15 protein-coding genes are annotated in these 14,484 nt (G+C 69.9%); 9 read left to right on the top strand and 6 right to left on the bottom strand.

Annotation, left to right across the window (positions count from 1 at the left end):
• Nucleotides 1–257: 257 nt before the first annotated feature.
• The 4 genes from AB0F72_RS37935 to AB0F72_RS37920 form a co-directional block, all read right to left on the bottom strand.
• Nucleotides 258–1,358: a uroporphyrinogen-III synthase gene (locus AB0F72_RS37935; protein WP_360442541.1), complete on the bottom strand. Its 1,101-nt coding sequence runs from the start codon at nt 1,356–1,358 to the stop codon at nt 258–260.
• A gap of 270 nt (nt 1,359–1,628) precedes the next feature.
• Complete coding sequence (locus AB0F72_RS37930; protein WP_360442538.1) at nt 1,629–1,841, bottom strand: hypothetical protein; 213 nt, start codon at nt 1,839–1,841, stop codon at nt 1,629–1,631.
• 623 nt (nt 1,842–2,464) lie between these two features.
• A complete protein-coding gene (locus AB0F72_RS37925) occupies nt 2,465–2,773 on the bottom strand; it encodes a hypothetical protein (protein ID WP_360442535.1) in 309 nt (102 codons plus the stop codon).
• A gap of 174 nt (nt 2,774–2,947) precedes the next feature.
• On the bottom strand, nt 2,948–3,847 hold the full coding sequence (locus tag AB0F72_RS37920) for a diiron oxygenase (protein WP_360442532.1): 900 nt from the start codon (nt 3,845–3,847) through the stop codon (nt 2,948–2,950).
• Between the two features lie 53 nt (nt 3,848–3,900).
• On the opposite strand from AB0F72_RS37920, the gene AB0F72_RS37915 reads away from it, so the two are divergent.
• The 5 genes from AB0F72_RS37915 to AB0F72_RS37895 are packed head-to-tail and all read left to right on the top strand — an operon-like array spanning nt 3,901 to nt 8,231.
• Nucleotides 3,901–4,617 carry a TetR/AcrR family transcriptional regulator gene (locus AB0F72_RS37915; protein WP_360442529.1) on the top strand — a complete coding sequence of 239 codons (717 nt, stop codon included), beginning with the start codon at nt 3,901–3,903 and terminating at the stop codon, nt 4,615–4,617.
• The gene (locus AB0F72_RS37910) at nt 4,614–5,087 is read left to right on the top strand and encodes a DUF4873 domain-containing protein (RefSeq protein ID WP_360442526.1); all 474 of its coding nucleotides are present in this window, start codon (nt 4,614–4,616) and stop codon (nt 5,085–5,087) included. Before AB0F72_RS37915 ends, AB0F72_RS37910 begins: the two co-directional genes overlap by 4 nt.
• Entirely contained in the window at nt 5,084–6,538 is a 1,455-nt protein-coding gene (locus AB0F72_RS37905; RefSeq protein ID WP_360442523.1) for an NAD(P)/FAD-dependent oxidoreductase, read from the top strand. Before AB0F72_RS37910 ends, AB0F72_RS37905 begins: the two co-directional genes overlap by 4 nt.
• Complete coding sequence (locus AB0F72_RS37900; RefSeq protein WP_360442520.1) at nt 6,535–7,395, top strand: SDR family NAD(P)-dependent oxidoreductase; 861 nt, start codon at nt 6,535–6,537, stop codon at nt 7,393–7,395. Before AB0F72_RS37905 ends, AB0F72_RS37900 begins: the two co-directional genes overlap by 4 nt.
• Nucleotides 7,392–8,231: an alpha/beta fold hydrolase gene (locus tag AB0F72_RS37895; protein WP_360442517.1), complete on the top strand. Its 840-nt coding sequence runs from the start codon at nt 7,392–7,394 to the stop codon at nt 8,229–8,231. Before AB0F72_RS37900 ends, AB0F72_RS37895 begins: the two co-directional genes overlap by 4 nt.
• Before the next feature lie 74 nt (nt 8,232–8,305).
• On the opposite strand, the gene AB0F72_RS37890 is transcribed toward AB0F72_RS37895, so the two are convergent.
• Nucleotides 8,306–9,205: a hypothetical protein gene (locus AB0F72_RS37890; RefSeq protein ID WP_360442515.1), complete on the bottom strand. Its 900-nt coding sequence runs from the start codon at nt 9,203–9,205 to the stop codon at nt 8,306–8,308.
• Between the two features lie 276 nt (nt 9,206–9,481).
• Nucleotides 9,482–10,609: a citrate synthase 2 gene (locus tag AB0F72_RS37885; RefSeq protein ID WP_360442512.1), complete on the bottom strand. Its 1,128-nt coding sequence runs from the start codon at nt 10,607–10,609 to the stop codon at nt 9,482–9,484.
• 165 nt (nt 10,610–10,774) lie between these two features.
• Here AB0F72_RS37885 and AB0F72_RS37880 point away from each other — a divergent pair, with 165 nt between their 5' ends.
• From AB0F72_RS37880 to AB0F72_RS37865, 4 genes are read left to right on the top strand one after another with little or no spacing between them, the layout of a single operon-like run.
• Complete coding sequence (locus AB0F72_RS37880; RefSeq protein WP_360442509.1) at nt 10,775–11,992, top strand: citrate synthase; 1,218 nt, start codon at nt 10,775–10,777, stop codon at nt 11,990–11,992.
• 36 nt (nt 11,993–12,028) lie between these two features.
• Entirely contained in the window at nt 12,029–12,325 is a 297-nt protein-coding gene (locus AB0F72_RS37875) for a hypothetical protein (RefSeq protein WP_360442506.1), read from the top strand.
• Nucleotides 12,322–12,951, top strand: coding sequence for a nitroreductase family protein (locus AB0F72_RS37870; RefSeq protein ID WP_360442503.1), 630 nt, complete (start codon nt 12,322–12,324; stop codon nt 12,949–12,951). Before AB0F72_RS37875 ends, AB0F72_RS37870 begins: the two co-directional genes overlap by 4 nt.
• On the top strand, nt 12,948–13,685 hold the full coding sequence (locus tag AB0F72_RS37865; RefSeq protein WP_360442500.1) for a hypothetical protein: 738 nt from the start codon (nt 12,948–12,950) through the stop codon (nt 13,683–13,685). Before AB0F72_RS37870 ends, AB0F72_RS37865 begins: the two co-directional genes overlap by 4 nt.
• Nucleotides 13,686–14,484: the final 799 nt, after the last annotated feature.

Here is a 14,484-nt window from a genome sequence, read left to right as displayed (position 1 = left end):
TGGTCCTCCGGGTTCAACCCGTCGGAGTGGCAGTGGGCAAAGCAGGAGACTCACTCCTACCCGTCCCCCGCGGCCCGGCCACAGCTGCCGAACGGTCCCGGCCTGCCGCCTGGGATCCCGCTCGGCGCTGGTTCGTCGCCGGGCTTGCCGAGCTCGATGCTAGTTATCAGATATTTCCGATATGTTGCGCCTTGGCGTCAGGCGCTGCGCTTTGGCGTCAGGCGCTGCGCTTTGGCGTCAGGCGCTGCGCTTTGGCGTCAGGCTGCTTCGTCGACGCGTAGCCGGTAACCGCGCTTGATCACCGTCTCGATGTGCTTGCCGGAGCCGAGCGCGGCCCGCAGCCGGGCCACCGCCACGTCCACCGCGTGCCCGTCGTTGCCCCGCGGCAGCGCCTCGGCCAGCTGGTCCTTCGACACCACGACACCGGGCCGTTTGGCCAGCGACACCAGGATCGCCATCGCGGCCGGCGCCAGGGCGTGGAACGCGTCGTCGATCAGGACGGCGTGCCCCCGTACCTCGAGGGTGGAACCGGCGACCCGCAGCCGGACCGCCCGCCGGGGCAGCTCGTCGGTGACCGTCTTGATCAGCGCGCCCAGCCGGTACCGCTCCGGGGTGACCACCGGGATGCCCCGCTCGACGAGCGGCGCGGCGGTGACCGGGCCGACGCAGGCGGCCAGCGTGGAGCTCGCGAAGGCGGCGCCCACGTCGGCACTCGCGTCCTGCGCGATCTGCAGGAACGCCTTCACCGCTGGCGCGCTGGTGAACGTGACGGCGTCGATCTGCCCGGCCACGACCTGCTCGGCCATCCGGCGCACCGGCGCCACGTCCGGCGGCATCGCCCAGCGGTAGACCGGCACCTCGACCACTGCCGCGCCGGCGGTGCGCAGCGCGTTCACGAACTCGGTCTGCGGCTCGCCGTGCTCCTGGACCACGATCCGCCGACCGGCCACACCGTCCTGGAGCAGCCGTTCCAGCACTTCCTCGGACGCCTCGGTCTTGGCCGCCCAGTCCTCGGAGAGCCCGGCCGCCCGGATCGCGCCACACGGCTTCGGCCCCCGAGCGATGATCTTGGCGTTGCGCATCACCGCCCGCAGCGGCTCAGCCAGGCCCCAGCCCTCGGCCGCTTCCAGCCAGCCACGGAACCCGAACCCGGTCGTCGCCACCACGAGATGCGGCTCCAGGCCGATGCACGCCTCGGTCGCCGCCCGCAACGCGTCGTCGTCGACCAGCGGGATGATGGTGATCGCCGGTGCGCTCACCACACGTGCGCCGCGTCGCTCCAGCAGAGCCGCCATCTCGCTCCGGCGTCGCTCCGCGGTCACCGCCACGGTGAAGCCGGCCAGTGCGCCCTCGGTCATCCGGTCCCCATCCTGTGCCGCCGTCGACGAGGCAGTCACGACGCGTGCCGTATTCGTCGCCGTGAACGATCCTCGCCGCAAGAGTCCTAAGGCCTGATTTCGGGACCGGCAATGTCATGTTTCCGCGAGAATAACGGCCGGTCACTTGCCGGGCAGCGGGGGTTGTGAGAATTTGATCATGTCGCGGACTCGGGGCTGGCCGGTGCCCGTTCAGGGCTCGTCGATGCCGTCCAGACTCGCCTGTGCCGTTCAGGACTCGTCGGTGCCCGTTCAGGACTCGTCGGGATTCTCGAAGAGCGAGCCGCGCACCCCCAGGATCCGCCGGACCTCAGCGATCAGGTGAAAGGCCGCGATGCGCCCGTCGAGCAGCCCGATCCGGTAGTCGGCACCCAGCTCGGGGTCCTCGGCGATCTGCGGGTCCCGGTAGCCCGCGGCCCCGTCCACCCGGCCGGCGTTGTAGGCAACCAAGGCCTCGTCGATCACAGCTGCTCCCCGGTCACGTGTACATGTCGCGTCCGCGCGTGGCGTTCACGCGTGGCGTTCACGCGTGGCGTTCACGCGTGGCGTCGCGCCAATCTCACACGTCTCACGAGGTTCCGCCCACCGGCCATCCGTCCGCTCCCGGGCCACCGGGGTAGCACGGTGATCAGCCATCCGTCGCCCGCACACCGGCAACCGGCCGGAAACCGTCCCGCACCCCAGCGATCTCCATCACCCCAGTGACCGAAAGCATCGACATACTCACCACAGGTGACGCATCACTCCCCACCACGGTGCCGCTCCCCCGGCCGCCAGGTTGCCGCCGCCACCCGCCCGCCCGGCCGCCCGGGCCGCAGATCCAGGCGATCTGTGGTCGACTCGGCGAGCAGCCGCTGCCAAGGACTGACCACATCCGACCCGAGCCGTATCGGAACACCACCGATGCCACGCTTCAGCGCACGATGTCACGCCGAGTCACCGACATCAGCGGAGCACCGCAGCTTCGCGGAATCCTCCGAGGCCCAGGGCATCCGCAGACTTCCGCAGAGCGCCGCGTTGACCTCGAATGCCGACACACCCGGTGACGATCGCGAGCGCCGACCGCTCGACAGCAACCACGGGCGGAGTCAAGCGGCCGCCCACCAGCCGAGGGTCAGCCCGGCCGCGAGCGACACCGTAAGCAGCAGCCCGCAGATCACGGCCAGCCTCTTCTGCCGGCGGAAGTTGTTCCACGCGTCCTCGGCGTCCATCACCGCGACGAAGCAGCAGAGCCCGGCCCCGATAAACAGCACCGTATCGGCCGTAGCGGTGACCGCCATGTGCGCCCGCGCCGCGCCCCACCAGGTGATCACGGCATAAAGCACGGTCAGCGCCACCCAGAACAGGCCGGTCGGGGTGTGATATGCGAGTCCGGCCCGCCTGCTCATGCTGCTCATGGGCGATACCATATCTCGCCCATAGGAGATGCGCGAGACCCGGACGCACGAGACCCGGACGCACGAGACCGGGACGCACGAGGCCCGGCATGCGCGAGACGGAGAAAGGACCCGCGACTCCCCAGCCCGCGGGCCCCCTCCTGCCCCGGGACCGACCCCCGGGACGCCTGGTGATCAGCGCGGCAGCAGACCCGAGGCACGCCAGAGCGCCGCGCCCGGCCCTCCGATCAGATCAAGATCCTTAAGGTACGTCACGACGCGCTCGCCGGCCCACCGCATGGTCTCCCGGAAATGCGGGTTGGCGCGGGCCGCCCGCCGCCCCCCCGCCGGCTCGATGCCGACGGCTCGGTAGACGCGCGGGTCCACCAGGCGGGTGCCGGTCAGATACGCGGCCCGGCCGATCACCAGCTTGTCGAAGGCGAGCCGTCCCTTGCCGGCGAGCCGGATCTGGCGGGCGAGCTCCTCCCGGGCGTACCGGACGTGCCGGGCCTCCTCGACGACGTGAATGCGGGACACCATCCGGACCAGGGGCTGCACGTTCTCGTCGGCCATCGCCTCGCGCTGCAGGGTGTCCAGGATCTCCTCGGCGATCAGGATGGCGGCGAACATGCGCGGACCGGTGCCGGTGTGCGCGATCCACTTGCCGAGCCACTGGTTGAAGCCGTCGGGCTGGTAGATCGGGGCGCCGAGGCGCGCGATCATCCGGCCGAACATCACCGAGTGGCGGCACTCGTCGCCGATCTCGGTGAGCGCGTACTGCGCGTGGGCAGCGGTCGGGTCCTGTTTGAAGTAGTCGCGGATGAGCAACTGCATGAGGATCGTCTCGAACCAGACGCCGAGGCCGGCGATGCTCGCCACCTCGTGCTTGGTCAGCTCGATGCGCTGCTCCTCGGTCATCCGGTCCCAGAGCGCCGTCCCGTACAGGCTGGACCGGTGCGGCGGCACGAAGAACTTGCCGGGCACGAACGGCGCCTCCCAGTCGATCTCGACCTCGGGGTCGTAGGAGTGCTCCGCGGACGAGCGGAGCAACCGGGTGGCGGTGCGGTCGCGATCGGGCGGAGTCACGGTGGTCATGGGCCCTCCGACGGGTCTTGACGTTACCGGCGGTAACAGTTACTTCTTGTACTATGAACTCGGCCACACCACCCGTCAATCCCCCATCGAAGCGTGGCGATACCTCATCAAAGCGCGGCGATGGCCGTCGCGGCCGATGGGACAACCATCGCGAGCAGCGCCGGGCCGAGCTGACCACCGCGGCCATCGAGGCGATCCGGCTGCACGGACCGGACATCGGCATGGAGGCCATCGCCGCACACGCCGGGGTCAGCAAGCCGGTGCTCTACCGGTACTTCGCCGACAAGTCGGAGCTCTGGCTCGCGGTCGGCCAGCAGGCCGGCGAGATCATCCTGGAGGCGATGGTCCCGGCCGTGGCCGGCGTCCGGGAGGACCGGGCAATCGTCAGCGCGGTCATCGACGTCTACCTGGCGCAGATCGAGGGCGACCTGAACCTGTACCGGTTCGTTGTGCACCAGCCGGACATCGCCCGGCACCGGGACGTGGTCGCCGACGTGATGGACACCGTGGCCAGCGGCCTCGCGAGGATCTTCGGCGACCGGCTGCGGGCCCGTGGCCTCGACTCCGGCGCCGCGCTCCCCTGGGCGTACGGGGTGGTCGGCTACGTCCAGTCGGTCGGTGACTGGTGGCTGCGACAGCAGCAGCCGATCAGCCGGGAAGCGCTTTGCGATTACCTGACGACGTTCCTGTGGGGTGGCATCGCCGGCATGCAACGCGCCGCCGACCTCCCCGGCGGACTGGCAGCACACCAGTGGACGGAGGCCGAATGACAACCGACGACCCAGTCAACATTGACGCTCCAGTCAACACCGGCAATCCAGTCAACACCGGCCGCCCAGTCAACATTGACGATCGAGTCAACACCGGCGATCCAGTCAACACCGGCGATCCAGTCAACACCGCGGGTCCGCTCAACATTGACGATTCAGTCAACATTGACGATTCAGTTGGTAGCGACGAGGAGTACCGAGGACCGGCCACGCTGCGCCTGGACGACGGGGTGATCACGGTCGAGGTTCGGATGTCCGCGCGCTTCGAGCCGATCGAGGGCAGGTTCCGCTGGGCCGGCCGCACGAACCCGGACGACGTGCTGCGCGAACGGGTGGGCAGCGGCCTGCGGGCGGCCGTCATCGTTGTCAACCGGAAGGAGACACCCGTCAAGCTGAGCGAGCCGGACCCGTGGGGCGGGGTACGGATCTCCGGCACCGGCACACCGCCCTGGTTCGGGAGGACCGCATGACTGAGCACTTCGACGTCCTGATCATCGGCGCCGGGCTGTCCGGGATCGGCGCGGCCTGGCGGTTGCAGGACCAGCGGCCCGGCGACACGTACGCGATCCTCGAGGCCCGCGGCGCGATCGGCGGCACCTGGGATCTGTTCCGCTACCCCGGTGTGCGATCCGATTCGGACATGTACACGCTGAGCTACTCCTTCCGGCCGTGGCCGGAACCGGAGTCCCTCGCCTCCGGGGAGAAGATCCGCCGCTACATCGAGGACACCGCGGCCGAGGCCGGAATCACCCCGCACATCCGGTTCAACACCCGGGTCGTCCGAGCGGACTGGTCCACTCCGGACGCGCGGTGGACCGTGCGTGCCGCCGACGGATCCGTGCTGACCTGCAACTTCCTGTACGGCTGTGCCGGCTACTACAGCTACACCGAGGGTTACCAGCCCGACTTCCCCGGGTTGTCGGACTTCGCGGGAACACTCGTGCACCCGCAGTTCTGGCCGGAGGACCTGAACTACACCGGCAAGCGGGTCGTCGTGATCGGCAGCGGGGCCACCGCTGTCACGCTGGTGCCCGCCATGTCCGCCGACGCCGCGCACGTCACGATGCTGCAGCGCTCCCCCTCGTACCTGACGGCTCTGCCCGGCCGTGACGTGATCGCCGACCTGGCCCGCAAGGCTCTGCCGCCGAAGGCGGCGAACAGCGTCGCCCGCGCCAAGAACATCCTGCTCACGCAGGGCTTCTACCAGCTCGCACGACGGCGGCCGCAGCTGGTCCGGCGGGTGCTGCGCGGCATGGCGGTGCGATATCTGAAGAACCCGGGGTACGTGGACGAGCACTTCAAGCCCCGCTACGACCCCTGGGACCAGCGACTCTGCGTGATCCCGTCCGGTGACCTGTTCAAGGTCATCGCGGCGGGCCGGGCGTCGGTGGTGACCGACCACATCGACACGTTCGTGCCGGAGGGCATCCGCCTCACGTCCGGAACGATCCTGGAGGCCGACGTCGTGGTCTCGGCGACCGGCCTGTCGCTGCTGCCGGTCGGCGGCGTCCAGCTCGCGGTCGACGGCGATCCGATCAACATCGGACAGCACGCTGCCTATCGCGGGCTGATGCTCAGCGGTGTGCCGAACTTCGCGTACTGCATCGGGTACACGAACGCCTCCTGGACGCTGCGGGCCGACCTCTCCCACCGGTACGTGCTGAAACTGCTCGACCACATGGCCCGGAACCGCTACGCGACAGCCACACCGACCGCGCCGGCGCGCAGCGGCCGCCCGCTGATCGACCTCTCCTCCGGGTACGTGCAGCGGGCCCTCGACAAGTTCCCCCGGCAGGGCGATCGCGACCCGTGGATCGTCCGGCAGAACTACCTGCGTGACGTCGTCGCCACCCCGCGCGCCGACGTCACCCGCGACATGACCTTCACCCTCGCGCCCGTTCCTGAGAAGGTGGCCTCATGAAGCCCTATCGCTTCGCCGGACAGACCGCCGTGCTCACCGGCGCCGCCAGCGGCATCGGCGAACACCTCGCCTACGGCCTGGCCGCGCGCGGGAGCGACCTGGTCCTGGTCGACGTCGACGAGGCACGCCTCACGCCGGTCGCCGGCCGGATCCGCGGCGCCCATCCCGGCCTCACCGTGCGGACCGTCGTCGCCGACCTCGCCGACCGATCCACCGTGGAGGCCCTGGCCGCCGGCATCCGCGCCGATCATCCGCGGCTCGGCCTGCTGATCAACAACGCCGGCATCGCGCTCGGCGGCCGCTTCGACCAGGTCTCGATCGAGCAGTTCGAGACGGTCATGAACGTGAACTTCCGCGCGCCGATGCTGCTCACCCACGCCCTGCTGCCCGCGCTCTCCACGGGATCGCACCTGGTCAACGTCTCTTCGCTGTTCGGGTTGATCGCGCCGCCCGGCCAGTCCGCGTACAGCGCCAGCAAGTTCGCCCTGCGCGGCCTCAGCGAGTCGCTGCGCGCCGAACTCGCCGAGAACGGGATCGGCGTGACGACCGTGCACCCCGGCGGCATCAGAACCCGGATCGCCGAGAGCGCGCTGGTAGGCGTATCCGTACCGGAAAAAGAGATCGAACCCAATCGCAAGCTCTTCGCCGCGCTGCTCAGCTATCCGCCCGACAAGGCCGCGGAGCAGATCCTGCGGGCGATCGCGTCGCGGCAGGCGCGTCTGCTGATCTCCACGAGCGCGAAGGTCCCGGACATCCTGGCCCGGCTCCTGCCGGTCGGTCACGCACGGATCGTGCGCGCGCTGACCACCGCGTCCGCCTCCCGACCCGGTTCCGCTCGGCCGGTGGTCCGGCAATGAGATTCTTGGAGGTACGGGGTACGCGTATTCGCCTCCACGAAACCGGCCCGTCCGACGCCCCTGCCGTGGTCATGCTGCACGGCATCGGCCGCAGCCTCGAGGACTGGTCGCTGCAGCACGACCGTTTCGACGACCAGTACCGCGTGATCAGCCTGGACATGCCCGGCTTCGGCCTGTCCCAGCGCATGCCCGCACCGACCACCCTGGAGGTTCTCGCCGACGGCGTGTGGGCGACCCTCGACGCGCTCGGGCTCGGATCCGTGCACCTGATGGGCAACTCGCTCGGCGGCGCGGTCTCGATGACCATGCTGGCGTCCGCCCCGGACCGGGTGTCGACGCTGACCCTGGTGAACAGTGCCGGCTTCGGCAAGGAGGTGACGATCGCGCTGCGCTTGCTCGCCGTGCCCGGCCTGGGCCGCCGCCTGCTGTCCCGGATCGACCCGCGAACCGCTCCCCGGGTGGAACGGCAGTTGTTCGCCGACCGCTCGCTCGTCACTCCGGAGCGGATCGAGATGGCGATCAAGGTGGCGCGCCAGCCCGATTTCGCCCCGGTCTACCTGGAGGTCGCCAAGGCGCTCGGCGGGTTCCGGGGCGTGGCAGCGCCCTGGCGAACCGCGCTCCTGGAACGGGTGGCCGCCCACCCCCGGCCCACAATGATCATGTGGGGTGACCGGGACGTCATCCTGCCCTGCGCGCACCTGGCTGCCGCCCGCGCCGCGTTCCCGCATGCGCAGTCCCACCTGTTCGGCAACACCGGGCACATGCCGCAGATCGAGCGTCCGGACGAGTTCGCCGAGCTGGTCCGCCCCATGCTCGCAAGAGTGACCGTCTCGTAGCGGGTCGGCTTGCCGGGCTCGCGGGTGGGCTTGCTGGGCTCGCGGGTCGGTTTGTCGGCTTGCGGGTCGGCTTCTCAGCCTGGGGTTCGGTGCACTGTCACCTCGTCGCGGGCGAGGCTGGCGCTGGGCTCGTTCGCGTCGTCGGTGACGATGACGGCCAGGTGGTGGGTGTCCTCGCCGCTGTCCAGAGTGACCGGATCGCAGACGAAGTGCCGCTCTTCCCCGCACCCACCCGCCACCTGCCACGTCCCGTTCTGCCCGGAACGGGTCAGCAGCCACACCTGGTACCCGTCCGGCGCGTGCGACTCGCCGCTGACCGTGACGCTCTCGCCGACGGTCTCGCCGTCCTGCGGTGACGAGATGCTGACCTCGGTCTCGGCCGGGTCCATGGTCGCCGTCGGCGCGACGGTGGCTCGCGTCGCCCGGCGACCGGCCACCGGTGCCTGCGTCGAGCGGCGAGCTCCGGCGTGACTGCTCGGCGAGTGCCCCGGAGTCGTGGACGTCTGATCCGGATCAGGCGAAGGCGTACCGTCCGGGGTGCTCGTCACCGGCCCGGCACCGGCCGTCCGCAGCGGGGCAAGGTTCGAAGGCTGCGCGCTGGGTGTCGTCGCGGTGGGCACGACGGTAGGAATCGCCCCGGCGAACGTGGGGTCACCGGGTTCCGTTCCCAGCACCGCGAACGCCGTCGAGACGACCACGATCAGCCCGGCGGCAGCGAGGGCGGTGCTGGCCACCTTCCGATTACGCCGCCGCCGAGCGGCCCGCTCCAGGTCCCCCGGTTCGACGGCCCGCCACTGCGGCCGGTCCAGCCGCGGCATGACAAGGGTCGCGTCCATCACCCCCGCCGGCCCCGCGCCGGGGTCAGGAGCGTCCCACCGCAAACCGTCCAGCGCGAACGTGGCGCGCGGGACCACCTGGGTGGCATCGTCCGGGTAAGGATGCGGGTCACCGAGTGCCCGCGGGGTGACAGCCATCAAGCGCCTTCCGCGTCTCACGTTCGCCGAGCCGCAGTGTGCGGCGGCTATTGACCCGATAAACGCTATGATCCCGTGTTAGATGCGGGCAGAACGGTCATGTCGGACACTGTGTGCACGTGCGGTCGCTCGCTCACGTCGGACACCGCGTGCTCGTGACGGCCGCTCGCTCACGCCGGGCACCGCGTGCACGTGACGGCCGCTCCCACACGCCGGGCACCGCGCGCTCGTGACGGCCGCTCGCCGACGACGTCACGGTGAGCATCCGGGCTTGCGTCACGCCGCGGTGGCAGGTGAGCCGTTGCGGGCGAGAGCGGCCGGCCAGCCCCGGACCGTATCGGCGTCCCGTTCGGCCGGCCCGACGTAGTCGGCTGACGGGCGGATGATTTTGGCGAGCGCCTTCTGCTCCAGGATGTGCGCGCTCCAACCGGCCGTCCGCGCACACGTGAACATCGCCGTGAACATGTCCGCGGGGACACCCGCGAAGTCGAGGATCACGGCGGCCCAGAACTCGACGTTGGTTTCGAGAACCCGGTCCGGCTTGCGTTCACGCAGCTCAGTCAGGGCGGCGATCTCCAGTTCGCGGGCCACCTCGTACCGCGGCGCGTCAAGTTCACGGGCCGCGTCGCGCAGGATGCGGGCTCGCGGGTCCTCAGCACGGTAGATGGCGTGACCGAATCCCATCAGTCGCTGCCCACTGTCGAGCACCCGCTTCACATAGGTGCGCGCGTCGATCCCCGACTCGACCGCCTCGATCATCCCGAGTGCCCGTGACGGCGCGCCGCCGTGCAGCGGGCCGGAGAGCGCGGCCATCGCCGCCGACAGACAGGCCGGCGCGTCGGCGCCGGTGCTGGCGACGACACGAGCCGTGAAGGTGGAGGCGTTCATGCCGTGCTCGGCCGCACAGATCCAGTAGCTGTCGATCGCTGTGACATGACGCGGGTCGGGGTCACCCTGCCAGCGGATCAGGAACTGTTCGGTGGCGCTGCGGCCGGCGTCGACACGATGCTGCGGCACGACCGGACGGTCAACACCGCGGGCCGCTTGCGCGACGTACGACAGGACGGTCGCCGAGGCACGTGCCAGATCGTCACGTGCCTGATCAGCACTGATGTCGATCAGCTGGCCGGCGCCCCAGCGCGGTGCCAGCATCGACACGGCGGCTTGCACGTCAACACGAAGGTCGCCGGTGCTCACCGGGATTGACGACGAGTCGGCGGACGGCAGTGGACGCTCGAGGTCACCGTCGACGAGAAGCCCCCACACGTCGCCGAAGGAGACGTGACCGGCGAGCGAGCGGATGTCAACGCCGCGATACCGCAGCGATCCGCCGTCCCGGTCCGGTTCCGCAATCTCGGTGTCGAACGCGACGACACCGGCAAGCCCTGGATTGACAGTCAACATGACTTCAATCTGAAATCAACACGACTTGATGTCAATGTTGATCCAGTCAACATGAGAGGATCTGCACAAGACTTCTAAGCGGCTGACAGTGCTCCGCGGCCGGGGTTATCCACAGGCCGCCAATTCGCGTGGCAGCGGCGGCCTCACATGGGAGAACCTGCGACTATGAGACATCCCCACCCCCTGCTGACGACCGAAGAAGTCGCTGAGCGGCTCGGCGTCAAGCCGGCCACCATCTACGCGTACGTGAGTCGCGGTCAGCTGCGCAGCCTCCGCAATGCGGACGGCAAGGGCAGCCTGTTCGCCCGGTCGGACGTCGAGGCGTTCGAAGCCTCGCGCAAACGGACCACCACGCCGGTCATCCAGACCGGTATCACGCTGATCAAGGACGGTCAGCTGTACTACCGGGGGCGCGACGCCGTCGTTCTCGCCGCCACCGAGGAGTTCGAAGCCGTGTCCGCGCTGCTGTGGACCGGGGACTTCGACAGCGCGCCGTTCCCGATCAACCGGGAGATGGTCGATCTCGCACGGCGGGCGACCCAGCCGCTGCCGGAGAGCGCCCGGCTCACCGACCGGCTGCGCGTCACGGTCGCCGCGGTCGCCGCCGCCGACCCGCTGCGCTTCGACACCACCCCCGCCGCCGTCGTGGCGACCGGGCGGCAACTGCTGTCCACGATGGTGCACGCCTTGCCGGCCCGTGCCGCGCTGCCGACCGGTGCCGCGCCGCCGACCCGTGCCGCGCTGCCGGCCGAGCCGGTGCCGCTCGCCGAGGCGCTCTGGTACCGGCTGACCCCGGAGGAGCCGACCGCGGCGTCGCTCCGGGCGCTGAGCGCGGCTCTCGTGCTGCTCGCCGACCACGACATCGCGGCGTCCACCCTCGCCGCCCGGATCGCGGCGTCCACCCGGGCCCACCCGTACGCGGTCGTCAGCGCCGGTCTGGCCGCCCTCGACGGCCCGCTGCACGGCGCGGCGAGCGCGCTGGCGTATCCGCTGCTCGCGGACGCGATGATCGACCCGGTTGCCACGATCTCGCACCGGCTGCGGGCGGCCACGTCGAGCGGGACCGTCGCGGGCTTCGGCCATCCGCTCTATCCCGAGGGCGACCCGCGAGCCACGGCACTGTTCGCCCTGCTGAGCGGGCCGGCCGTGGACACCGCCGAGCAGCTTGGCGCGACGATGCGTACCCGATCGGGGGTGTTGCCCAACATCGACCTGGCGCTCGCCGCACTCACCTTGAGTTACGGGATGCCGCCGGACGCCGGGGAAGCGATCTTCGCGGTGGCGCGGACCGCGGGATGGCTCGCGCATGCCCTGGAGGAATACGCGGATCGCCCGCTGCGATACCGCCCGAGTGGACGATACGCGGGCGAATCGCCCACGTGACGGGCGGATCACGCGAGCGTCGATACCGTCGGAACGGTGGACGCTCCACGAGTGGGCTGGGCGGCGGCCGGGCTGTTCCTGGCCGCACTCGTGGTGTACGAGTGCGTCAACTACGGCATATCCACGGTAATCGCTGCGGTGCTTTTTCTGATCATTCCGTGGCTGCCCTGGTGGCCGTTGCGTCTCACGTGGATTCCCCTGGTCCTGGTCGTCTTCTACACGTTCGGCGCGTTCTTCTGGCCGCCGTTCTTCGTGGCCGGACTGGCGTGGCTGACCGGGATCGCCGCCTATCGCGTGGTGCGCGGCACACCAAAACGTAGGCTGCGTGCATGACCCCTGAAGATCTGCCGCTGCTGACGGCGCTGCACTCCACGCCGGCCCGCCGGTTCCTCTCGACCGAGCCCATCCCGGACACCGTGATCCGCGCGATCCTGGACGCCGCGATCCGCGGGCCGTCCGCCGGCAACGGGCAGTTCTGGAGCTGGATCGTGGTGCGGGAACCGGCGACGAAGCAGCGGATCGCCGGCTGGTACCGGGAGGGCTGGCAGCGCCATTACGGGTCCCGGCGCGACGAGATCCTCAACGCGCCGGACGGCGGCCCGATGAGCAAAGCGAGCTTCCTCGCCGCCGAGCACCTGGCCAACCACATCGAGGAGGCTCCGGTGTGGATTTTCCCGGTCCTTCTGGGCGCCGGGAAATCCACGAACCCGCGGCTCGGATCCTCGATCTACGGCGCTGTTCAGCACCTCATTCTCGCGGCCCGCGCCTACGGCATCGGCGCCACGCTCACCACCCTGCACATCAGCCACGAGGAGGATGTGCGGAAACTGCTCGAGCTGCCCGACGACGCGCTGACGATGGCGCTGATCCCGCTCGGATTCCCGAACAAGGGCCGCTGGTCCGAGCCGAAACGCCGCCCGCTCGACGAGGTCGTCCACTTCGAGAAATTCGCGAAGTGAATCCGCCGTCTCGGGAACCCGATTTCGCCGACGATTTCCGCGGCCCCGCATTGAGTTCCGAGCGGTGGGTCGATCACTACCTGCCACACTGGACCACGCCGGACCGGTCGCGGGCGCGCTACGACCTCGACGCCGATGGCCTGCGTCTGCGCATCGACGCTGACCAGCCGGATTGGCGACCGGAGGACGCGCCACTGCGGGTCTCCAACATCCAGACCGGCAACCACGCGGGCACGCATCGGCATCGACCGGACGGATTGGGGATTCGCACCGCCACGGCGACGGAACTGCTCTGGGCGCCGTCCGCCGGCCGGGTCGACGTGACGGTTTCCGCAAGCCTCGACGAGAACTGCATGCTCGCCGCGTGGCTGGTCGGAACGGAACACCTGTCGACCCGTGACTCCGGGGAGATCTGCCTTTTCGAAATCGACGCGTCGGCCGTCTCGGCGCATGCCACGGTCGCCCGCAGCGGGATCAAAGCGCATTCCGACGACCGGCTGACCACCGATATGGCCGAGGTGACGGTTCCGTTCTCGGCGGCCACGCCGCACACGTGGACCGCTGTCTGGGGACCCGACGGGACGGTCATCGGCTGCGAGGGCCGCGTCATCCGCCGGCTCCCACAATCGCCGGGGTATCCGCTGTTCCTACTCATCGATCTGTTCGAGATCGGGCCGCCGTCCGGCAGCTATCCGAAAACGGCGCGCGTGCATCGCGTCCGGGGGTGGAGCTGAACCATCATTGGGTACGCGTCATCGCCGCCCGCCCGCGAGAACCGGGCCTGCGGGATGATGCTCGCCGGGGTGGAGTCCAGTCGGCTCGTCCCGCTGTCGCAGGTCGTCGTCGGCGCAGGTCGTCGTTGGCGCAGGTCGTCGTTGGCACGGGTTGACCGGTCCACCCGGGGGCGTCTCGTCCGCCAGGTGGTCCGCAGTTCCGCCCACTGGGTGAAGGGATCGCCGGGTCTGCGGCCGGGCGGCCTCGCCGAGCCCAGCCCGCGTCACGATGGGTGACTGTCGACGGGGAGCGCTACGGGGTGTGCGGCATTCTGCGGGGCCTCCCACGTCCGCGGCTTTCCGGAAAGCGCCGGCTTTACCCCGGATGCCGGCACACCAGGTGACGATCCGGGGTTGTCGGACGGCCGCATCACCCCGGACTCGCCGCTCACCAGCACCGACTCCAAGATCCACTTTAGCTGGGTGGCATTGTTCGCAGGGGCGGCCGGCGCACGCGACCGGGTTCCGCGTGCGCTCATCGCCCTGATCGGCGGGCGCTTTCGGGCACTGACCCGAACGCCACACGCTCGGCGACATCACGGTCTGCGTGGGGAACTGAGGTGCGAATCGCACCCCAACTCCACACGCACGGCGGCGACACGACCCGCGTGGGGAACTGAGGCGCGAATCGCACCCCAACTCCACACGCACGGCGGCGACACCACCCGCGTGGGGAACTGAGGCGCGAATCGCACCCCAACTCCACACGCACGGCGGCGACACCACCCGCGTGGGGAACTGAGGCGCGAATCGCACCCCA

The sequence above is a fragment of the Actinoplanes sp. NPDC023936 genome, from assembly GCF_040639325.1.
Taxonomy (GTDB): domain Bacteria; phylum Actinomycetota; class Actinomycetes; order Mycobacteriales; family Micromonosporaceae; genus Actinoplanes.
Note: the sequence above shows the minus strand (reverse complement) of the source record. Positions and strands in the feature narration are given on the sequence as shown.